17 protein-coding genes and 4 tRNA genes are annotated in these 20,285 nt (G+C 72.6%); 9 read left to right on the top strand and 12 right to left on the bottom strand.

Annotation, left to right across the window (positions count from 1 at the left end; genetic code table 11):
• Positions 1-125: 125 nt before the first annotated feature.
• The 8 genes from ACVWNX_RS18255 to ACVWNX_RS18290 all read right to left on the bottom strand — a co-directional run bounded on the left by ACVWNX_RS18255 (position 126) and on the right by ACVWNX_RS18290 (position 5,704).
• Positions 126-198, bottom strand: a tRNA-Gly gene (locus tag ACVWNX_RS18255).
• Positions 199-222: 24 nt separating this feature from the next.
• Positions 223-873: a response regulator gene (locus ACVWNX_RS18260; RefSeq protein ID WP_454414824.1), complete on the bottom strand. Its 651-nt coding sequence runs from the start codon at positions 871-873 to the stop codon at positions 223-225.
• Positions 874-917: 44 nt separating this feature from the next.
• A complete protein-coding gene (locus tag ACVWNX_RS18265) occupies positions 918-2,609 on the bottom strand; it encodes a sensor histidine kinase (protein ID WP_454408267.1) in 1,692 nt (563 codons plus the stop codon).
• An 85-nt stretch (positions 2,610-2,694) separates the two neighbouring features.
• Positions 2,695-3,528, bottom strand: coding sequence for an ABC transporter permease (locus ACVWNX_RS18270; protein WP_454408269.1), 834 nt, complete (start codon positions 3,526-3,528; stop codon positions 2,695-2,697).
• Positions 3,525-4,601, bottom strand: a complete 1,077-nt coding sequence (locus ACVWNX_RS18275; protein WP_454408270.1) for an ABC transporter ATP-binding protein — start codon at positions 4,599-4,601, stop codon at positions 3,525-3,527. Before ACVWNX_RS18275 ends, ACVWNX_RS18270 begins: the two co-directional genes overlap by 4 nt.
• Positions 4,602-4,779: 178 nt before the next feature.
• Positions 4,780-4,855: transfer RNA gene (locus tag ACVWNX_RS18280), tRNA-Gly, on the bottom strand.
• 80 nt (positions 4,856-4,935) lie between these two features.
• Positions 4,936-5,007: transfer RNA gene (locus ACVWNX_RS18285), tRNA-Gly, on the bottom strand.
• A gap of 367 nt (positions 5,008-5,374) precedes the next feature.
• Positions 5,375-5,704: a histone-like nucleoid-structuring protein Lsr2 gene (locus ACVWNX_RS18290; RefSeq protein WP_454408272.1), complete on the bottom strand. Its 330-nt coding sequence runs from the start codon at positions 5,702-5,704 to the stop codon at positions 5,375-5,377.
• Positions 5,705-6,031: 327 nt separating this feature from the next.
• Between ACVWNX_RS18290 and purS the strand changes: the two genes are divergently transcribed.
• The 7 genes from purS to purM all read left to right on the top strand — a co-directional run bounded on the left by purS (position 6,032) and on the right by purM (position 14,269).
• Positions 6,032-6,316 (top strand): phosphoribosylformylglycinamidine synthase subunit PurS, encoded by a 285-nt coding sequence (purS, locus tag ACVWNX_RS18295; protein ID WP_454408274.1) that lies wholly within the window; start codon positions 6,032-6,034, stop codon positions 6,314-6,316.
• Positions 6,313-7,005, top strand: a complete 693-nt coding sequence (gene purQ, locus ACVWNX_RS18300; protein ID WP_454408275.1) for a phosphoribosylformylglycinamidine synthase subunit PurQ — start codon at positions 6,313-6,315, stop codon at positions 7,003-7,005. The genes purS and purQ overlap by 4 nt, the downstream gene beginning before the upstream one ends.
• A complete protein-coding gene (purL, locus tag ACVWNX_RS18305) occupies positions 7,002-9,251 on the top strand; it encodes a phosphoribosylformylglycinamidine synthase subunit PurL (protein WP_454408276.1) in 2,250 nt (749 codons plus the stop codon). The genes purQ and purL overlap by 4 nt, the downstream gene beginning before the upstream one ends.
• Before the next feature lie 157 nt (positions 9,252-9,408).
• Positions 9,409-10,503, top strand: a complete 1,095-nt coding sequence (locus ACVWNX_RS18310) for a M23 family metallopeptidase (protein WP_454408278.1) — start codon at positions 9,409-9,411, stop codon at positions 10,501-10,503.
• 45 nt (positions 10,504-10,548) lie between these two features.
• Positions 10,549-11,337: a maleylpyruvate isomerase family mycothiol-dependent enzyme gene (locus ACVWNX_RS18315; RefSeq protein WP_454408280.1), complete on the top strand. Its 789-nt coding sequence runs from the start codon at positions 10,549-10,551 to the stop codon at positions 11,335-11,337.
• 273 nt (positions 11,338-11,610) lie between these two features.
• The gene (gene purF, locus ACVWNX_RS18320) at positions 11,611-13,137 is read left to right on the top strand and encodes an amidophosphoribosyltransferase (protein WP_454408282.1); all 1,527 of its coding nucleotides are present in this window, start codon (positions 11,611-11,613) and stop codon (positions 13,135-13,137) included.
• Positions 13,138-13,174: 37 nt separating this feature from the next.
• Positions 13,175-14,269, top strand: coding sequence for a phosphoribosylformylglycinamidine cyclo-ligase (gene purM / locus ACVWNX_RS18325; RefSeq protein ID WP_454408283.1), 1,095 nt, complete (start codon positions 13,175-13,177; stop codon positions 14,267-14,269).
• Between the two features lie 309 nt (positions 14,270-14,578).
• Here the strand turns inward: purM and ACVWNX_RS18330 are convergent, their stop codons facing one another.
• Both ACVWNX_RS18330 and ACVWNX_RS18335 read right to left on the bottom strand, forming a co-directional pair.
• Positions 14,579-14,839 (bottom strand): DUF3073 domain-containing protein, encoded by a 261-nt coding sequence (locus ACVWNX_RS18330; protein WP_454408284.1) that lies wholly within the window; start codon positions 14,837-14,839, stop codon positions 14,579-14,581.
• A gap of 387 nt (positions 14,840-15,226) precedes the next feature.
• Complete coding sequence (locus ACVWNX_RS18335) at positions 15,227-16,315, bottom strand: Leu/Phe/Val dehydrogenase (protein ID WP_454408285.1); 1,089 nt, start codon at positions 16,313-16,315, stop codon at positions 15,227-15,229.
• Positions 16,316-16,491: 176 nt separating this feature from the next.
• Between ACVWNX_RS18335 and ACVWNX_RS18340 the strand changes: the two genes are divergently transcribed.
• Both ACVWNX_RS18340 and bldC read left to right on the top strand, forming a co-directional pair.
• Entirely contained in the window at positions 16,492-17,583 is a 1,092-nt protein-coding gene (locus ACVWNX_RS18340; protein ID WP_454408287.1) for a hypothetical protein, read from the top strand.
• A 993-nt stretch (positions 17,584-18,576) separates the two neighbouring features.
• Positions 18,577-18,783 carry a developmental transcriptional regulator BldC gene (gene bldC / locus ACVWNX_RS18345; RefSeq protein ID WP_003949541.1) on the top strand — a complete coding sequence of 69 codons (207 nt, stop codon included), beginning with the start codon at positions 18,577-18,579 and terminating at the stop codon, positions 18,781-18,783.
• Positions 18,784-19,701: 918 nt separating this feature from the next.
• Here bldC and ACVWNX_RS18350 read toward each other — a convergent pair.
• A complete protein-coding gene (locus ACVWNX_RS18350) occupies positions 19,702-19,890 on the bottom strand; it encodes a DUF6274 family protein (protein WP_454408289.1) in 189 nt (62 codons plus the stop codon).
• 177 nt (positions 19,891-20,067) lie between these two features.
• Positions 20,068-20,142, bottom strand: a tRNA-Asp gene (locus tag ACVWNX_RS18355).
• Positions 20,143-20,285: the final 143 nt, after the last annotated feature.

Raw genomic sequence — 20,285 nt, forward strand, 5'->3', positions numbered from 1 at the left:
TGGTCCGAGCACCGGCCCGTCTCCCCCGGAGGGGTGGGCCGGTGCTCGGGCGGAAGCCGGAGCGGGGCGGGAAACACGAAGGCCCCGGTCGTCGAAACGACCGGGGCCCACGCTTGTTCCCACTGAGCGGACGACGAGGCTCGAACTCGCGACCTCAACCTTGGCAAGGTTGCGCTCTACCAACTGAGCTACGTCCGCCGGTGCCCCGAGGGGCGGGCCCCACTATACCCAACCGCGCTCCCGCGCGAGCCGCACCGCTGTGTGCCGGTTCTCCGCTCCCAGCTTGGTGACGGCCGACGAGAGGTAGTTGCGGACCGTCCCGGGGGAGAGTGCGGCGCGCTCCGCGATCTCCGTGACGGGCGCCCCGTCGGCGGCGAGTTCCAGCACCTCGGCTTCCCGGGCGGTCAGCGGGGAGTCCCCGGCGGAGATCGCGTCGGCCGCCAACTCGGGGTCGACGTAGCGGTTTCCCCGGTGCACGGTCCGGATGATCTCGGCGAGCCGCTGGGCGCTCACGGTCTTCGGGACGAATCCCCGCACACCGGCCGCCAGCGCCCGCTTGAGGTGGCCGGGGCGGCCGTGGCTGGTGACGATCAGCACCCGGCAGTCGGGGAGTTCGACGCGGAGCGATGTGGCCACGCTCACACCGTCGGCGCCGGGCATCTGGAGGTCGAGGACGGCGACGTCGGGGCGGTGGGCGCGGGCCATCGCCAGTGCCTCCGGTCCGGACGCGGCCTCCGCGACGACGTGGAGGTCGCACTCCAGGGAGAGGAGGGCCGCCAGCGCGCCCCGGATCAGGTGCTCGTCGTCGGCGAGCAGCACCCGCACCCCGGGCCCGCCCGGACCGCCGGCTGCCTCCGCTCCACCGGGCCCCATTCCACCGGGCCCGCTCCCGCCGCTGGGTCCGCCGTGCTCAGCGCTCATCCGGTCGTCACGCTCCCGTCGTCCGTTCGGTCCGTTCGGTCCGTTCCGTCTGTTCGGTCCGCCGGTCCGCCCCGCCCGTCCCCCGGCGGTGACTCCCCGTCCTCGTCCGCCCTGCCCGCGCCATCGGTCCCGTCCGTGCCATCGACCCCGACGGTCCCGCCCACCACGCCGTCCGTCCCGTTCCCCGCGCGGCTATCGTCACCCGACGCACCCGACGCACCCGACGCACCCGACGCACCCGACGCACCCGACGCACCCGACGCACCCGACGCACCCGACGCACCCGACGCACCCGACGCACCCGGCGCACCCGGCGCACCCGGCGCACCCGGCGCACCCGACGCACCCGACGCACCCGACGCACCCGAGGACGCCTGCGCACCCGACGGCGCCTGCGCACCCGGGGTGCCGACGGTGGCCGTGGTGTCCGCCGTGGCCGGGACGCGGGCGACGACCCGGAACACCCGGCCCGAGGGACGGTCGGCGAACCCGGCCTCCAGGGTGCCGCCGACCCGGGTCAGCCGTTCCCGCAGCCCCGCGAGCCCGGTGCCGCCGCGGCTCGGGGCGGTGCCGTCGGCCGGGGCGGCCCCGTCGCTCTCCACGGTCAGGGTCACCGTCCAGCCCGCCCGGGCCAGGGCGATGGAGCACCGTTCCGCGTCGCCGTGCCGCAGCACGTTGGTGGTGGCCTCGCGGACCACCCAGCCGAGCACCGACTGGGTCCGGGCGGGCAGTCCGGCGGCGGTGCCGGTCACCGAGCAGGCGATTCCGGCGGCGGTGAGGACGCCCTGCGCCCCGGCGAGTTCGGCCGCCAGATCGGCCTCGCGGTAGCCCCGGACGACCTCCCGCACCTCCCGCTGGGACTCCTGGGCGATCCGCTGCACCTCGATCATCTGCTCCACCGCCTCGGGCCGCTCCCGGCGGGCCAGCTGGACGGCGAGTTCGCTCTTGAGGGCGATGACGGCGAGGTTGCGGCCGAGCACGTCGTGCAGGTCCCGGCCGAAGCGCAGGCGCTCCTCGGCGACGGCGAGCCGGGTGCGGGTCTCGCGGGCCGTGTCCAGCTCGATGACGACGGTCAGCAGCCAGACGGAGAACGCGGCGGTCAGCGCCAGCAGCCCGCCGAAGAACATCACGCACACGGCGATGACCGGTGCGGCCAGCGGCGGGAAACCGAGGGCGAGCAGTCCGACGGCGGACAGCAGCCCGCCGCCGCAGACCGTGGCGACGATCCGCCGGTTGCCCCGCAGCCCCAGGCTGATGCCGCCGACGCCGAAGGAGAAGACGGCGAGGTAGAAGGTGCCGACGGCGGAGAGCATGTTCTCGTCGTCCCGGCCGGGGCTCGCCGGGTCCACTCCCCACAGCAGGAGGAGCGCGCCCACCACGGCGACGACGACGGTGCTCGCCGCGAGCAGCGCGAGGACCCCGGAGGGTCTGCCCCGGGTGCCGCAGACCCAGTCCAGGGACCGGGCGACGGTGAGCGAGCAGAGCGCGGCGTGGACCAGTGCCAGGACCGTCACCACGAGGGCGCGCGGCAGCGGCACGGTGATCAGGGGCAGTACCCCGATGGCCGTGATCTCGACCACCGCGAGCAGATGGAAGGACCCCCGGGTGTACGACTCGACCTTGGCGCTGGTGGTCTTCCCGTGCCACCAGGCGTCCGGTTTGCGCATCACTCCGCTCACCGTGCTCACACCGTCCTCCTCCTCGTGCCCCGCGACGGCGGGATGGCGGCCGCGCCCGGGGGACGGATGGTGTCCCCCGGACGCGGCCCCCGGTTCAGCGCCGGGGCTCCCAGCGGAACCAGCGGCGTACGGCGAACACCGACAGGCCCGTCCAGACCACGGCCGTGACCACGGCGGTCAGCGTCTCGGTCCCGGACATGGTGCCGGTCCAGCCGCCGCGCACCAGGGAGATCACCCCGGTCAGCGGCAGCAGTTCGCAGATCCGGGCGGCCTCGTCGGGGAGCATCTCCAGCGGGACGGTGATGCCGGAGCCGAACATCGAGACCAGCATCAGCGGCATCACCGCGACCTGGGAGTTCTCCAGGGTGCGGCTGAAGGCGGCGGTGACGGCGGCGAGCGCCGCGCACATCACCAACCCGAGCACCAGCCCGAGCAGCGAGAGGTGGACGGCCTTCGGGACGCCCACGTCCAGCAGCGCCACCGATCCGGCGACGAGCACCGCGCACTGGATGAGCGCCACGCAGACCGAGGGCAGCGCCGTGCCGCCGAGGATCTCGGCGTCCCGCAGCTCGCCGACGCGCAGCCGCTTCAGCACGAGTTCCTCGCGGCGGGCGACGAGGATGCCGGTGAACGCCATGTACACCGCGAACAGCAGGGAGAAGCCGACGGCGGAGGGCATCAGGATGGTGCCGATGGAGAGCCCGGTGCCCTCCAGGTCCATGTCCTTGGTCACGGAGCGGAAGCTGAACGGGAGGACCAGCGGGACGAAGACCGCCGCGAACAGGGTGCCCTTGCTGCGCAGCAGCAGGCTCACCTCGGCGCGGGTGAGGGAGACCAGCCGGTCGACGGCGGTGGTGGTGGCCCGGGGGGCGTCGTGCGGGGTGGCGCGGTCCGCCGGACCGGCGGGACGGGGTGCGGCGGTGCTCACAGCACGGGCTCCTTCACCTGGGGGGTTCCGTTGACGGGGGAGGCGGCGCCGTCCTGGTCCTCGGCCTCGCGGGCGATCCGCAGGAACGCCTCCTCCAGCGAGGCGGAGCGGACGTCGAGCCCGCGCAGGGCCAGTCCCCGCTGCTCGGCCCAGACCAGCAGGGCGGTGGCGGAGCGCTGGAGTTCATGGGTGCGCAGCCGCAGGACCGGGCCGGTGAGCTCGTGTCCGGTGACGCCGAGCGCGGCCAGCGGCGGCAGGTCGCCGACGTGGTAGCCCTCGGGCAGCTGGAAGGAGATGATCGAGGGCTGGGAGGCCACGACGTCGGTGACGGTGCCCTCGGCGGCGATGCGGCCCTGGTGGAGGATGGCGAGCCGGTCCGCGAGGTCCTGCGCCTCCTCCAGGTAGTGGGTGGTCAGCAGCACGGTGGTGCCGTTGTCGCGCAGTTCGCGGACGAGTTCCCAGGTGTCCCGGCGGCCCTCGGCGTCCAGACCGGTGGTGGGTTCGTCGAGGAACAGCACCTCGGGCCGTCCGACCAGCGCGAGCGCCAGGTCCAGACGACGGCGCTCGCCGCCGGAGAGCTGCTTGACGCGGACGGCCCGGCGGCCCAGCAGTCCGACGATGTCGAGGGCCTCGTCGGTGGGGCGGGCGCCGGTGGTGCACCCGGCCCACATCCGGATGGTCTCGTGCACGCTCAGTTCGGAGGGGAAGCCGCCCTCCTGGAGCATGACCCCGATCCGGGGGCGGATGGCGGCGCGCTCCTTGTAGGGGTCGCGGCCGAGGACCCGGACCCGTCCGGAGGCGGGGGGCGCGAGGCCCTCCAGCAGTTCGAGGGTGGAGGTCTTCCCGGCCCCGTTGGTGCCGAGCAGGGCGAAGAGTTCGCCGCGCCCGACGGAGAAGGTGACGCCGCGCACGGCCTCGAAGGTCTTGGGGGCCTGCTTGCCCTTGGCGCCCCGTCCGGCCCCGGCGGAGGCACCGCCCGTCCGGCCCTTGTCGCGCCCGGAGGGACCGCCCCCGTAAACGCGACGCAGATCGGTGACGTCGATCACGCGTTCTTCGGTCACTTCGGTAGTCATGGTCAGATCCTCCCCGCCGCCGGCCGGGGAAAGCGATGCGGGGTGTCATCACCGTCCATGACAAATGTCAGGGGAGGGGGGAGAAGGCCGGAGCCGGGGAGGGCGGGGGAGGGGTGAAAGGCCCCTGTCACGCGAAAAACCCCAGTCGATGACTGGGGTTTTTCCGGTGTTTCCACCGTGGAGCGGACGACGAGGCTCGAACTCGCGACCTCAACCTTGGCAAGGTTGCGCTCTACCAACTGAGCTACGTCCGCAAAGCAATCCGACCGGCTCTCACCGATCGGCGCGAGCACCACCCTACCTGATCCACTGACGTGGTCGGTAAGAGATGCGGAGCGGGTGACAGGAATCGCACACTGCGCCTTCCCCCTGGAAGGGGGATGTTCTACTACTGAACTACACCCGCACGGCCTTTGAGCTGGGCTTTTGTGCCCCGCCCCGTTGGCGTGCCCAAACTCTAACGGATCACGGGGGGTGCGGCGCAAGTCGGGTTCCGCGTCCGGTCCGGAGCCCGGCCCCGGCCGGGCCCCGCGCGGTCCGCCGGGGGTGCCGGACCACCGCGGCGGACGGCGTGACGGGCGGGCGGCGGGCGACGCGGCGAACGTGCCCCGAAGGGACGACGGACGGGCGGCCGACGCGCGCCGGAACGGGCGACGGGCGGGCGTCCGAAGGGGACGCCCGCCCGTGAAAGGCCAGTTGACGAGGGTGGCCGGGGCGGTGGGCGACGGCGGTGGCCGACGTCCCGCGCTGTCCGGCGCGCCCGGGGGGAGGGCCTAGTTGGCCGCCTCGAACGCCTCGTAGACCCGCTTGGGGATGCGACCCCGGGGCGGCACGTCCATCCGGTGCGAGCGGGCCCAGGCCCGCACCGCCGCCGGGTCGGCCGTCAACGTGGTGTGCCGGAACGCCTTGGGGGCGGGCCGGTCCCCGGCGCGGGCCTTGCGCCCCGCGTGCACGTACGGCGCCAGGGCCTTCCGCAGCCTCCGCGCATTGGCCTGGTTGAGATCGATCTCGTACGACTTCCCGTCCAGCCCGAAGACGATCGTTTCCGCCGCTTCCCCGCCGTCGATGTCGTCATGGAGAGTGACTACGACACGCTGCGCCACGAATATCGGTCCCTTCGTGCGACCTCACCGCGTTGAGGTGCGGCGATGCCGTCTGTCCGGCTGCTTGAGGCAAAGTATCGGTATTGCCATTTCCTTTGTACAGGGCTGGGCATTGAATGGGGAAGACCCTTTATTGCGTTGAGCGTGTCCGGTACGTGTCGTATCTATTGCGGGCACGGGTCTTTTCCGGGATTTTCGGTGAAGGTCCCGCGCGTGATCAAGGGCGGGTGAGGGGCGTCACGTAGGTACCTACGAATCTACGCGGGTAGAAATTTCGTACGGGTAGTCTGAAGCGACCTGCTCAGCACCACACACTCGGGAGTGCCAGTGGCACGCGTCGTAGTCGACGTCATGCTCAAGCCGGAGATCCTCGACCCCCAGGGGCAGGCCGTGCAGCGCGCGCTGCCGCGCCTGGGCTTCGACGGCATCGCCGACGTACGTCAGGGAAAGCGTTTCGAACTCGAGGTCGAAGGGCCGGTCGACGAAGCCGCCCTCGCCCGTATTCACGAGATGGCCGAGACGTTCCTCGCCAACACCGTGATCGAGGACTTCGTGGTCCGGGTCGACGAGACCGCCGAGGGCGTCGTCGCCGGAAAGGCCGGAGCGAAGTGACCGCTCGTATCGGTGTCGTCACTTTCCCGGGCACGCTGGACGACCGCGACACCCAGCGGGCGATCCGCGTCGCGGGCGCCGAGGCCGTTCCGCTCTGGCACCGGGACAAGGACCTGAAGCAGGTCGACGCCGTGGTGCTGCCCGGCGGATTCTCCTACGGCGACTATCTGCGCGCCGGGGCGATCTCCCGCTTCTCGCCCGTGATGGAGACGGTCATCGCGGAGGCGAAGGCGGGAATGCCGGTCCTCGGAATCTGCAACGGATTCCAGGTGCTGACCGAGACGCACCTGCTGCCCGGCGCGATGCTCCGCAACAACCACCTGCACTTCATCTGCCGCGACCAGAAGCTCCGGGTCGAGACCACGGACACCGCCTGGACCGCCGACTACACGGCCGGCCAGGAGATCTCCGTCCCGCTCAAGAACATCGACGGCCGCTACGTGGCCGACGAGCGGACCCTGGACGAGCTGGAGGCCGAGGGCCGGGTCGCCTTCCGCTACCTGGACGTCAACCCCAACGGCTCGCTGCGGGACATCGCGGGCGTCACCAACGCGGCGGGCAACGTCGTCGGGCTGATGCCGCACCCCGAGCACGCCGTGGAGGGCCTGGTCGGCACCGGCCGCACCGACGGCCTCGGCTTCTTCACCTCCATCCTGAACAACCTCGTGCGGAAGGGAGCCGTGGCATGACGCTGGACACGGTCAAGCACGCCACCGCCACCCCCGAGGCCGAGCAGCCCTGGCGGGAACTCGGGCTCAAGGGCGACGAGTACGACCGCATCCGCGAGATCCTCGGCCGCCGCCCGACCGGCGCCGAACTCGCCATGTACTCGGTCATGTGGTCCGAGCACTGTTCGTACAAGAGCAGCAAGGTCCATCTGCGGCAGTTCAGCGAGAAGGCGCCGGAGAACGACGCCCTGCTCGTCGGCATCGGCGAGAACGCGGGCGTCGTCGACGTCGGCCAGGGGTACGCGGTGACCTTCAAGGTCGAGTCGCACAACCACCCCTCGTACATCGAGCCCTACCAGGGCGCGGCCACCGGCGTCGGCGGCATCGTCCGCGACATCCTCGCCATGGGCGCCCGCCCGGTCGCCGTCATGGACCCGCTGCGGTTCGGCGCGGCCGACCACCCCGACACCAAGCGCGTCCTGCCGGGCGTGGTCTCGGGCGTCGGCGGCTACGGCAACTGCCTGGGCCTGCCGAACATCGGCGGCGAGGTCGTCTTCGACGCCTGCTACCAGGGCAACCCGCTGGTCAACGCCCTCTGCGTGGGCGTGATGAAGCACGAGGACATCCACCTCGCCAAGGCGTCCGGCACCGGCAACAAGGTCATCCTCTACGGGGCCCGCACCGGTGGCGACGGCATCGGCGGGGTCTCCGTGCTGGCCTCCGAGACCTTCGAGTCGACGGGCCCCGCCAAGCGGCCCGCCGTCCAGGTCGGCGACCCGTTCCAGGAGAAGCTGCTCATCGAGTGCACCCTGGAGATCTTCGCCGAGAAGCTGGTCCACGGCATCCAGGACCTCGGCGGCGCGGGCCTGTCCTGCGCCACCAGCGAACTGGCCAGCGCCGGTTCCGGCGGCATGCGGGTGGACCTGGAGACGGTCCCGCTGCGCGACGCGACGCTCTCGCCCGAGGAGATCCTCATGAGCGAGTCGCAGGAGCGCATGTGCGCGGTCGTGGAGCCCGCCAAGGTCGCCCGCTTCCTGGAGATCTGCGAGAAGTGGGACGTCATCGCCACCGTCATCGGTGAGGTCACCGAGGGCGACCGGCTGGAGATCTTCTGGCACGGCGAGCAGATCGTGGACGTGCCGCCGCGCACCGTCGCCCACGAGGGCCCCGTCTACGAGCGCCCCTACGCGCGCCCCGCGTGGCAGGACGCCCTCCAGGCCGACGACGCCAACGCGCTGCCCCGCCCGGTGGACGCCGCCCAGCTGCGGGACCAGGTCCTGAAGCTCGTCGCCTCCCCCAACCAGGCGTCCAAGGCGTGGATCACCGACCAGTACGACCGGTTCGTGCAGGGCAACACGGTCCTCGCCCAGCCCGAGGACTCCGGCATGATCCGGATCGACGAGGACACCGACCTCGGGGTCGCGGTCGCCACCGACGGCAACGGCCGCTACGCCAAGCTGGACCCGTACGCGGGCGCCCAGCTGGCCCTCGCGGAGGCGTACCGCAACGTCGCCACCAGCGGCGCCAAGCCCCTCGCGGTCTCCAACTGCCTGAACTTCGGCTCCCCCGAGGACCCGGCGGTCATGTGGCAGTTCGCGGAGGCCACCCGGGGCCTCGCCGACGCCTGCCAGGTGCTCGGCACCCCCGTCACCGGCGGCAACGTCTCGCTGTACAACCAGACCGGCGAGACCGCGATCCACCCGACCCCGGTCGTCGCGGTGCTCGGCGTCATCGACGACGTCACCCGGCGCACCCCGGTCGGCTTCGCCGAGGAGGGCCAGCTGCTGTACCTCCTCGGAGACACCCACGAGGAGTTCGGCGGCTCGGCCTGGTCCCAGGTCGTCCACGACCACCTCGGCGGACTGCCCCCGAAGGTGGACCTGGAGCGGGAGCGGCTGCTCGCCGACATCCTGATCTCGGCCTCCCGCGACGGCATGGTCGACGCCGCGCACGACCTCTCGGACGGCGGCCTGGTCCAGGCGGTCACCGAGTCCTGCCTGCGCGGCGGGCACGGCGCCCGGCTGGTCGTCCCCGACGGCCTGGACGCCTTCACCTTCCTGTTCTCCGAGTCCACGGGGCGCGCGGTCGTCTCCGTGCCGCGCTCGGAGGAGCTGCGCTTCACCGACATGTGCGGCGCGCGCGGGCTGCCCGCCACCCGCATCGGCGTGGTGGACGGCGACGCGGTCGAGGTGCAGGGCGAGTTCACGCTCCCCCTCGCCGAACTGCGCACCGCCCACGAGGGCACCATCCCGGCGCTGCTCGCCTGACGGCCCCGGCCGCCCGGTACTCCCCGGCCCCCCGCCCCGGCATCCGCCGGGCGGGGGGCCGGTCCGTCGTCCGGGCCCCGCCCGCCGCCTCCGCACCGGCCGGTGATGGGATGACGTAACCCTCCGTACCCCCTGAAACCGAACGACCGGTGCCGTGATGCCTGATAACCCCACCAGCCCCACTGACCCCATCAGACCCGCTAGTTCCACCAACAGCCCCACAGGCCCCTCCAGCCCCGCAGCGGGCACCGTCAGCACTCCGAGTGCCCCGGGCGCCCGCCGCACCCGTGACGCCCTGCACAAGGGCCTGGGCATCGCCTACCGCGTCCTGTGGCTGACCCTGGCCGCCCTGATCGTCGCCGGTCAGCTGTACGCGCCCCTGTCCCAGGGGCTGTTCCCGCTGCTGTGGCTGGCGCAGGGCGTGGCCACGGTCTGCGTGCTGGGGCTGCTGCGGCTGACCCGCCCGGAGCGGGGGGCGCCCGTCCTCCCCGACCCGGTCGAGGTGGACCCGCCGGTCACCGGCCGCTGGACCGCGTTCAACAGCCCGGCCGACAAGGTCCCCAGCCACGGCACCCACGCCTACGCCCAGACGTACGCGATCGACGTGGTCGCCGATCCGGAGCCGCGCCGGGTGGCGGGCCGCCCCACCGGTCCGGTCCGGCCGCCCTTCGCCTGGTTCTGGCCCCTGGTGCGGCGTCCCGAGGCCCACCCGGCGCACGGGGCGCCGCTGCTGGCGGTCGCGGACGCGACGGTGGTGCGCGTCTCGGACGGCCAGCGCGACCATCTGACCCGCTCCTCGCCGCCGATGCTCGGCTATCTGCTGCTGATCGAGGGAGCGGTCCGGTCGGTGGCCGGGTCCCGCCGGGTCCTCGGCAACCACCTCGTCCTCGACCTCGGCGACGGCGTCCACGCGCTGTACTGCCATCTGCTCCGGGGCTCGCCGACGGTCCGCGAGGGCGACCGCGTCCGCTCCGGCCAGACCCTCGCGGCCTGCGGGAACTCCGGCAACTCCACCGAACCGCACCTCCACTTCCAGCTGATGGACGGCCCCGACCCGGACACCGCCCGGGGGCTGCCGTTCCGCTGGCGCGGCGTCGGCCTCCCGGCGAACGGGGAGTCGTTCACCGTCCCCGACGGAGCCGTCCCCGACGGAGCCGTCCCCGACGGAGCCGTCCCCGACGAGCGGGTTCCGGGCGAGCCCGTTCCCGACGGAGTCCCGGCGCCGGAGGAGTCCGTCCCCGGCGGGAAGTGACGGGAAGTGACGGGAACGGAACTCGTCGGGGCGTAGGGTCGGTTCATGCCTCCCGCCGCCCGACGCGTCCGTTCCTTCGACCCCGCGCGGAGCCGGTCCGCCCTGCTCACCCAGTACCGCCACGTCCGGGAGGCCACCCGGGGGCTCGCCCCCGAGGCGCTGGCCGCCCCCACCCGGCTCGGGGACTGGACGGTCCGGGAACTCGTCGCGCACCTCTCGCTCGCCGTCGGCTACCTCCAGCGCGTCCTGGAGGTGCCCGCGCCCGCCCGCCGGGAACTCACCCTCGACGCCTACGCGGCGGCCTCGTTCGCCGCCGCCGGACCGGTCGACGAGACCACCCGGGCCGCCGCCGACGGCCGGGACGGCGAGGAGCCCTTCGCCCGCGCCGACCGGGTCGGGGAGGCCCTCGCCGGGGCCCCCGACGACCGGATCGTGTGGACCGTCGCCGGGGCGATGACCCTCTCCGACTTCCTGGTGACCCGGGTGGTGGAACTGGTCGTCCACACCGACGACCTCAACGACGCGACCGGGCTGGACGTCCCGGTCGACGGCCGGGCGCTGGCGATCACCACCCGCTTCCTCGCGGACGTCCTCGCGGTGCGCGCCCCGGGCGGCTCGGTGGAGGTGCGGGTGCCCCCGTACGCGGTGGTGCAGTGCGGCGAGGGCCCCCGGCACACCCGGGGCACCCCGCCGAACGTGGTCGAGACCGATCCGCTGACCTGGGTCCGGCTCGCCACCGGCCGCGCCGACTGGGCGGACCGGGTCGGCGCCGCCGCCGTGACCGCCAGCGGCGACCGCGCCGACCTCACGGACCTGCTGCCGCTGATGGGCTGAGCGCCCCCCGCTGCGGTACCGGATCAGCGGCCACACCCTGACGCTGGAGGCCCCCGACGGAGGAGAGGCCAAGGCCGTCACCGCCGCCCACGCCTTCCGGTGAGGGCCGTCACGGAAAGGCGCGCGCCGACCGGTGGCGCGCCGCTCCCACCCGCCCCCGGTGCCCCGAAGGCCCCGGTACCGGCCCGTTCGCGAACCGGCGGGTAAGTGATTCGCCTTACGGAGCGGCTCCCCAATTCGGACCAGTGGTCGATCTCGCCTACACTCGGTGCCGTGCCACGTGGTGACGGTCGACTCAATCACGATCTGCTTCCCGGCGAGAAGGGCCCCCAGGACGCATGTGGCGTCTTCGGTGTCTGGGCTCCGGGCGAAGAGGTCGCAAAGCTCACGTACTTCGGGCTCTACGCCCTCCAGCATCGGGGCCAGGAATCCGCGGGGATCGCGGTCAGCAACGGCTCCCAGATCCTCGTCTTCAAGGACATGGGACTGGTCTCCCAGGTCTTCGACGAGACCTCCCTCGGCGCCCTCCAGGGCCACATCGCCGTAGGACACGCCCGCTACTCGACCACGGGCGCCTCCGTGTGGGAGAACGCGCAGCCCACCTTCCGCGCCACCCCGCGCGGCTCCCTGGCCCTCGGCCACAACGGCAACCTGGTGAACACCGCCCAGCTCGCCGAGATGGTCGCCGCCCTGCCCAAGCAGGACGGCCGGGCCACCCAGGTCGCCGCCACCAACGACACCGACCTGGTCACCGCCCTGCTGGCGGGCCAGGTCGACGACGACGGCAAGCCCCTCACCATCGAGGAGTCCGCCGCCAAGGTGCTCCCCGAGGTCAAGGGCGCCTTCTCGCTGGTCTTCATGGACGAGCACACCCTGTACGCGGCCCGTGACCCGCAGGGCATCCGCCCGCTGGTGCTGGGACGGCTGGAGCGCGGCTGGGTCGTCGCCTCCGAGTCCGCCGCCCTGGACATCTGCGGCGCCACCTACGTCCGCGAGCTGGAGCCGGGCGAGTTCGTCGCCATCGACGAGAACGGCATCCGCACCTCCCGGTTCGCGAAAGCGAAGCCCAAGGGCTGCGTCTTCGAGTACGTCTACCTGGCCCGTCCCGACACGGACATCGCCGGGCGCAACGTCTACCTCTCCCGGGTCGAGATGGGCCGCCGCCTCGCCGCGGAGGCGCCCGTCGACGCCGACCTGGTGATAGCGACCCCGGAGTCCGGGACCCCCGCCGCGATCGGCTACGCCGAGGCGTCCGGAATCCCGTTCGGCGCCGGACTGGTCAAGAACGCGTACGTGGGCCGGACGTTCATCCAGCCCTCGCAGACCATCCGCCAGCTGGGCATCCGGCTGAAGCTGAACCCGCTGAAGGAAGTCATCAAGGGCAAGCGGCTGGTCGTCGTCGACGACTCGATCGTGCGCGGCAACACCCAGCGCGCCCTGGTCAAGATGCTCCGCGAGGCGGGCGCCGCCGAGGTCCACATCCGGATCTCCTCCCCGCCGGTGAAGTGGCCGTGCTTCTTCGGCATCGACTTCGCGACCCGCGCCGAACTCATCGCCAACGGGATGACCGTCGAGGAGATTGGCAAGTCGCTGAGCGCCGACTCGCTGGCCTACATCTCCCTCGACGCCATGATCGAGGCCACCACCATCGACAAGCCCAACCTCTGCCGGGCCTGCTTCGACGGCGAGTACCCGATGGAGCTGCCCGATCCCGAGCTGCTCGGCAAGCAGCTGCTGGAGACCGAGCTGGCGGCGGGTCCCGCGGCCACCGCCGCGGTCGACGCGCTCCGTCGCCCGTGATCCCCCGTAGAACCCACACGAAGGCTTCGTGCACCCCATGTCTGGTGAATCCCCTGTGAGCACCCCCGCTTCCGGCTCCGGCGCGAGCTACGCGAGCGCGGGCGTCGACATCGAGGCGGGCGACCGCGCGGTCGAGCTGATGAAGGAGTGGGTCCGCAAGACGCGGCGCCCCGAGGTCGTCGGCGGCATCGGCGGCTTCGCCGGACTCTTCGACGCCTCCGCCCTCAAGCGCTACGAGCGTCCGCTGCTGGCCTCCGCCACCGACGGCGTCGGCACCAAGGTGGACATCGCCCGCCGGCTCGGCGTCTACGACACCATCGGCCAGGACCTGGTCGCGATGGTCATGGACGACATCGCGGTGTGCGGCGCCGAACCGCTGTTCATGACCGACTACATCTGCGTCGGCAAGGTGCACCCCGAGCGGGTCGCCGCGATCGTCAAGGGCATCGCGGAGGGCTGCGTCCTCGCGGGCTGCGCCCTGGTCGGCGGCGAGACCGCCGAACACCCCGGACTGCTGGGCCCCGACGACTTCGACGTGGCGGGCGCGGGCACCGGTGTGGTCGAGGCGGACCGGGTCCTCGGCCCGGAACGCATCCGCACGGGTGACGCGGTGATCGCGATGGCCTCCTCCGGCCTTCACTCCAACGGGTACTCGCTGGTCCGGCACGTCCTGTTCGACCGCGCCGGGCTCGCCCTGGAACAGCACGTGGACGAGCTGGGCCGCACCCTCGGCGAGGAACTGCTGGTCCCCACCCGGATCTACTCGCTGGACTGTCTGGCGCTGGCCCGCACCGCCGAGGTGCACGCCTACAGCCACATCACCGGCGGCGGCCTCGCGGCCAACCTGGCGCGGGTGGTCCCGGACGGGCTGCACGCCGTCGTGGACCGCTCCACCTGGGCCCCCGGGGCGATCTTCGACCTGGTGGGCTCGGCGGGTGCGGTGGAGCGCCTGGAGCTGGAGAAGACCCTGAACATGGGCGTCGGCATGATGGCGGTCGTCCCCGCCGAGTCCGCCGAGGTGGCGCTGACGCTGCTGGCGGACCGGGGCGTGGACGCCTGGCAGGCCGGAGAGATCACCGAACGCGGCGAGCACACCACGGGCGCGGCCCTGGTCGGGGACTACGCCCGGTAGACCCCGGTCCCGGTCCCCGCGTTCCCATGGTTCCCCAGACGGCGGTTCCCGCCCGGACGGTCGCCGCGCTCCCCGCGGCGGCCACCGGACGGGGCCCGGTGATCACCGGACGGTGTGCCGCCCCGGAAGCGGCGCACCGGGAGCGGACAGCACGAAACCCGGCCCGGCGCTGTGGCCCCGGACCGGGAAAGGTGCGGCTGATCGGCGGTACCCCGACCGGAGTGACCGCGGATGCGGACGGGCCGGTCGAGCGGGGTGCCGACGGTTGTGGACTGCTTCTGGCTGCTGAGGAGAACGTGGGCCGGGGCGTCAAGCGCCGCGGCGGTGCGACTGCGACGGGGAACCGGACTCGCCGTCCTCGTCCTCGTCGTCGTCCACGTTGTACAGATCCGCGTACCGTGCGTACGGGTCGTTGTCCTCGTCGTCCTCGATCGGCTCGCCGTTCGGCGGCTGGCTCGAAGTCGATGCGCCCAGCTCGTTGGCCAGACGTGACAGGTCCGTACCGCCGCTGTTGTACTTCAGCTGGCGGGCGACCTTCGTCTGCTTGGCCTTGGCCCGGCCGCGCCCCATGGCTCGACCCCCTCGGTGACGGGGCTCGACGGCCCCAGAGTCTTGACACGCGTTCATGATCTGGAACGGACTCTCCGTGGAGAGACCGGTCCGTAGGGCTTCCACGGTACCTGCTCCTGCGCCCATACGGTACGTCGCCCGCAGGACGCGCGGCTGCGCAGAACCCGCGAGGCGCCCCGTCCTCGCTGGTCAACCGCGATTTTAACCTCTTCTTGGCGCTCGACCCGCCGACGGGGGATGAGTCTCATCTCTCAGCCCCCGCCGAGGGCCTCCGACGGGGGTTCCCGAGGGGTCGCCGAAGCCGCGACACGCCCGGGATTCCGAGCGGTCGCGGCGGGGGTCCGACGGTCGGTCCGGGTCGGCCGCGGGGTCGTTCGACGGGGTCGGTCAGCGGTCGGTCCGACGGGCGTCGGCCATCCTCCGCTCCGCGATCCGGTCGGCCGCGGCGGCCGGGGGAATCCCGTCGCTCTTCGCGGAAGCGAAGATGTCGAGCGTGGTGTCGAAGATCTTCGCCGCCTTGGCCCGGGCCCGCTCGAAGTCGAAGCCGAGCAGTTCGTCGGCGACCTGGATCACCCCGCCCGCGTTCACCACGTAGTCGGGCGCGTACAGCACCCCCCGGTCCGCGAGGTCCTTCTCCACCCCGGGGTGGGCGAGTTGGTTGTTGGCGGCGCCGCACACCGCGCGGGCGGTGAGCGCGGCCACGCTCGCGTCGTCCAGGGCCCCGCCGAGCGCGCACGGCGCGTACACGTCCAGCCCCGGAGTACGGATCAGGGCGTCGGTGCCGTCGGCGACCCGCACTCCGGGGTGGCGCTCGGTGACCCGTCGGACGGACTCCTCCCGGACGTCGGTGACGATCACCTCGGCGCCGTCCGAGAGCAGGTGCTCCACCAGGTGGTGGCCGACCTTGCCGACCCCGGCGACCCCGACCAGCCGGCCGCGCAGCGAGGGCTCGCCCCACAGGTGCCGGGCGCTGGCCCGCATCCCCTGGAAGACCCCGAACGCGGTGAGCACCGAGGAGTCCCCGGCGCCGCCGTTCGCGGGGGAACGGCCGGTGGTCCAGGGGCAGGTCCGGGCCACCACGTCCATGTCCGCGACATAGGTGCCGACGTCGCAGGCGGTCACGTACCGGCCGCCGAGGGAGGCGACGAACCGGCCGTAGGCGAGCAGCAGCTCCTCCGTCTTGATCCGCTCGGGGTCCCCGATGATGACGGCCTTGCCGCCGCCGTGGTCGAGCCCGGCGAGGGCGTTCTTGTACGACATCCCGCGCGCGAGGTTGAGCGCGTCGGTGACGGCCTCGGCCTCGGTGGCGTAGGCGTGGAAGCGGGTGCCGCCGAGGGCCGGGCCCAGGGCGGTGGAGTGGAGGGCGATCACGGCCCGCAGGCCGGTGGCGCGGTCCTGGCAGAGCACGACCTGTTCGTGGCCGCCCCGGTCCGAGTGGAACAGGGTGTGCAGGACGCCGTCGGATACATCGGTCACGGTGGTGACTCCCGGGTGCGTAGCGGCGGTTGGGACGCGGGGCCGTTCGGGTGGCGGACCCCGGTGCCACGAGGGTAGGCCCTGGTGCCGCCGGGGACGGGACGGCGCCCGGGAACACCCCAGGGCGCCGGGCCGCCGTCAGGTTTCCGGTCCGGTCGTGGGGGGAGGGAGCAGGGGTGCCCAAGGTCTCCTCGGTGATCGTGCCGTACGCGTCGTACTTGAGGGTCTACGAGCCGCTCGTGGCCTTCCCGGAACCGGAGCGCGGCCACTGGGCGCGCTACGCCCGCCGTCCCGACCGGCCCTCGTACCAGGACGAGCTGCGGAGGTCGCTGGCCGCGCTGGTGCCGACCCCGCCGGTGGCGGTCCCGGTGCGGGAGAGCGAGGACGCCTTCGTGGCCGAGGTCGACGGGGTGGTGTGCGTCTGTCCGTGGCGCACCCGGCTGCGGGGCTGGCAGGCGCTGGGCGAGCTGGCGGACGGCGAACGGCTGCCGGTGGCGGTGCTGGACGCGGTGCTGCCGCCGGTGGTCCGCCGGGAGAACGCCGCCGACTACGAGCGCTGGCGGGCGCGCCACCCCGACGCGCGGCCGTGGATCCGCACCGCGACCTGGCAGGTGCCGCTGGCCTGGTTCGTCCTGGTGGCGGACGAGGAGCGGGAGTTCCGCCCGGCCGCTCCGGTGCCGGGACGGGTGGGCGAGGCCGGACCGGCCGGACCGGCCGGACCGGCCGGGACGACTGGTGCCGCCGGACCGGGACCGGCGACACCGGCGGACCCGGTGGACGCGGCGGACCCGGGGGACTGGGACGGCACGGACGACGCGGCGGCCCGGGTGACCCCTGTGGGATCGGCGGGCCCGGCGGACCCGGTGGGCGGCGGGGGCGCGGCGGCCGGTGCGGTGGAAGGGGACGGCGGGGCGGAGGGGGAAGGACCGGTGCTGCGGTACCGGACACCGATGGTGCAGGCGCGGCGACGGGTGGCGCGTGGCTTGAAAACGCTGCGGTCGGCCCTGGACGACGGGCCGCTGGTGGAGGGGGTGACGGAGGTGGGGCGCTGGCTGGAGGAGTTCCATCCGAAGTCGCTGGTGGAGCTGGACTACGGCGGTCTGGTGCACGCGCTGCCCGCCGGACACCTGGCCGCCGACCGCTCGGCGGCGGACGTGGCGGAGGGCATCCGGGCCCTGCGGGAAGGGGACGGGACGGCGGCCGGGGAGGCGTACGGGCGGCTGGCCGAACGCTGGCGGCTGGTGCGCGAGCGTCAGTCGGCGAGCTAGGTCGTTTCTTACGGATCTGGCTGGATCAGGGAGCGGGGCCTGGTGCGTGCGATCGCAAGGCGGAGGAAGGAGCCCACGCGGAGCGTCGGCGACTGACGACAACGCGGCTGGGGGTCCCCCCGGGCGGAGCCTGGGGGAGTGCGTGCCAGGCCCCGCGAGCCCAGCAAGATCCGTAAGAGACGGCCTAGGTCCCGAAAGAGAGGACCCGAGCGAAACGGCTGGTTTCCGATGGTGGGGGCCGATCCGGGCGCGATCGCCGGGACCGTCCCCCGATGGACGGGGAACGGGCCCCTGACCCGCGAGTCCGTACGGTCCGGTCGGTCCGGGCCGGGAGTTCCGTGGTAGTGGCACGGAATCTGTCGTGGCCGATCGGGACCGGGTGTGGTGTCCTGACGAGCCGTTTCCTGGCAGGGTGGGTCCGGCGACCGTGGCTCCGGGGCCGGTGCGGGCCGGTGGAGCGACGGATTCCGTCGTGGTGCGGCGGGGGCGCTCCGCCGTCGCGCGGGCCGGTGGCCGGGGCCCGGGCGGAGGTCCGGGACCCGGGACGTAGGACGTAGGTCCTGATCCGGTCTTTTGCGTCAAGCGTGACGGACCGCACTAACCGGGGCCTTGCGCCCATCGCCACTCCTCGTGCCAAAATAGGACAAGGAGTCCGGGGAGGGCTCCTTCCGTCCGACTCTGGGTTGAATGCTCCGCATTGCACGCTATTGGGGGGTCTGTCGACCTTTGCTCACTCTGTGACGGATCGTCACGGGGGTGTGACTGTCCGCTATGGGATGGTCCATCGGCATCCGTCGGTGATGAACACCTGGGAGGGCAATTCCATCGGTTTGGCCGACGCGGCTGGACAGATGGTGTAGTTGTAGTGCCGAGGACAAGCCGTTCGTCCTATAACCGACTCGACCCGCGTCCGCCATTTCGGGCAACGCGTGTCAAGGTGCAGAATTTAGAGGAAAGAACCGAGAAGGTTCGGTTCTCCCGAGGAGGCCGCTCATGACCGCTCGCACCCCTGATGCCGAGCCGCTGCTGACCCCGGCTGAGGTCGCCACGATGTTCCGCGTCGACCCTAAGACGGTCACGCGCTGGGCCAAGGCTGGCAAGCTCACGTCGATCCGTACGCTCGGCGGGCACCGCCGCTATCGCGAAGCCGAGGTGCGCGCGTTGCTCGCGGGCATCCCGCAGCAGCGCAGCGAAGCCTGAACGATCGCACGACACCGCACGACCGCATGACCGCACGACCGGGACGGTTCACCGGGTCCCCCACTCGGTGAACACGCCCACTCAGCTCCACAGGACGTCGGGCCCTGCCCCAACAGGGCTCGTGCCGCGCCGGACACCCCGTCCGTCGAGGCCGTGACGTCGATGATCGCGCTGGACTCCGCCGGGTCCAGCGCGATTTTTCTTTGCCCGGACGACCCGGCTCCTGTTGTGCGGATTCCGTGGTGAAGGGGTGTGCGACCGCCGTCCCGGCCGCTCACGGGCCGCCCGGGGGTGCTCCAACTCCCGTGCGCCGAGGGCCTTCCGCCCCCGGTCGGGCGGTCGTTCGGAAGGACGCGTCGCCAGTGGTCCGGACCATTGGGTCCCCGCCCCCTCCGTCGAAGCCTCCACGGGCCCCAGGAGCCCCTGGAGGCCACTGCGGCCCCTCTTCCCGCCCCTCAGCCTCGTCCGGGCCTCTCGTGCCCGTTCAGGGCCTTTTCGCGCGGCCCCGGCCGGACCCGGCGTCGACGGTCGGGCGGAACGAGTGCTTCCGGTGGCTTCCGGAGGTCGGTTCCGGGGGTCTCTGGGAGGCTCCGCCCGGCTTGCGCGGGCGGTGTCGGACGTTCCCCGAACTGTCGGGGAAGGCAGTGCAATTGCACATATTAAATTGACCCCTGACGGGGTGGTGGTGAAACCGGGGGTTCCCGAAACTCTTACGGTGACACCCGTCACACCCATGGCGGCTTGTTGACTATCCGGTAACTGCGGTAATGCGCAAGGGTGATGGTGGAGGCGTTCCGGTCCGGGGCCGATCGTGGACGGCTCCGGACCCTCCGCCGGGGCGTCCGGTCGGTTGCCCGGCCGGATCTCCCCCCGTCGTCGCCGTGCCCGGTGGCCGACCGGGCGGCGGGTCGGTGTCCCTCACGCGTTCGAGGGAATCGCGGGGTCGGGGTCTTCCGGGGAATCCGTTCCCCCGGTAGGGGATTCCATGGCCAGTTTCTGCAGGGTCGCGCAGACCGGGCAGTGCCGTACCCGGTGCCGGTAACGGGACGCCGCCGAGAGGTGGGCGCGCAACAGCGCCCGTGTCTCGTGCCGAGCGACAGCCGTCATGTGCCACCTCCCGGGCCCCCGGTGCGGGGGTCGCCCTCCTGTACGGGGTACCCACGCGCGGGCGGGTCGTCAACCCGGCGCGGCGACTCCGTTTCCGGCGCGCCCGGTCCGGCCCATCGGCGGGACGCGCGCGGGCGCACGGAAAAGGCCCGCATCCGAGGGATGCGGGCCTATCTGCGGTCCTGACGGGATTTGAACCCGCGGCCTCCACCTTGACAGGGTGGCGAGCACTCCAAACTGCTCCACAGGACCAGGTTTCGCGGCGTCCGCTTCGACTGCTTTCCGCGGTGCGCTGCGAGACAGGACTGTACAGCAGCCCCGGCCATGAGGTCGAACTCACCGAGCGTGCGCGCTCCGTCACGGGCGCGCGGGCGGCCGTCAGCGCCCTCCGCCCC

The organism is Streptomyces sp. JNUCC 64 (assembly GCF_054484115.1).

Excerpts from the sequence above, each read along its gene's own strand:
- ACVWNX_RS18260 (WP_454414824.1), bottom strand. The coding sequence starts at position 873 with ATGGGGCCCGGTGGAGCGGAGGCAGCCGGCGGTCCGGGCGGGCCCGGG.
- ACVWNX_RS18275 (WP_454408270.1), bottom strand. The coding sequence starts at position 4,601 with ATGACTACCGAAGTGACCGAAGAACGCGTGATCGACGTCACCGATCTG.
- purL (WP_454408276.1), top strand. The coding sequence starts at position 7,002 with ATGACGCTGGACACGGTCAAGCACGCCACCGCCACCCCCGAGGCCGAG.
- ACVWNX_RS18310 (WP_454408278.1), top strand. The coding sequence starts at position 9,409 with ATGCCTGATAACCCCACCAGCCCCACTGACCCCATCAGACCCGCTAGT.
- ACVWNX_RS18315 (WP_454408280.1), top strand. The coding sequence starts at position 10,549 with ATGCCTCCCGCCGCCCGACGCGTCCGTTCCTTCGACCCCGCGCGGAGC.
- purM (WP_454408283.1), top strand. The coding sequence starts at position 13,175 with ATGTCTGGTGAATCCCCTGTGAGCACCCCCGCTTCCGGCTCCGGCGCG.
- ACVWNX_RS18330 (WP_454408284.1), bottom strand. The coding sequence starts at position 14,839 with ATGGGGCGCGGCCGGGCCAAGGCCAAGCAGACGAAGGTCGCCCGCCAG.
- bldC (WP_003949541.1), top strand. The coding sequence starts at position 18,577 with ATGACCGCTCGCACCCCTGATGCCGAGCCGCTGCTGACCCCGGCTGAG.
- ACVWNX_RS18350 (WP_454408289.1), bottom strand. The coding sequence starts at position 19,890 with ATGACGGCTGTCGCTCGGCACGAGACACGGGCGCTGTTGCGCGCCCAC.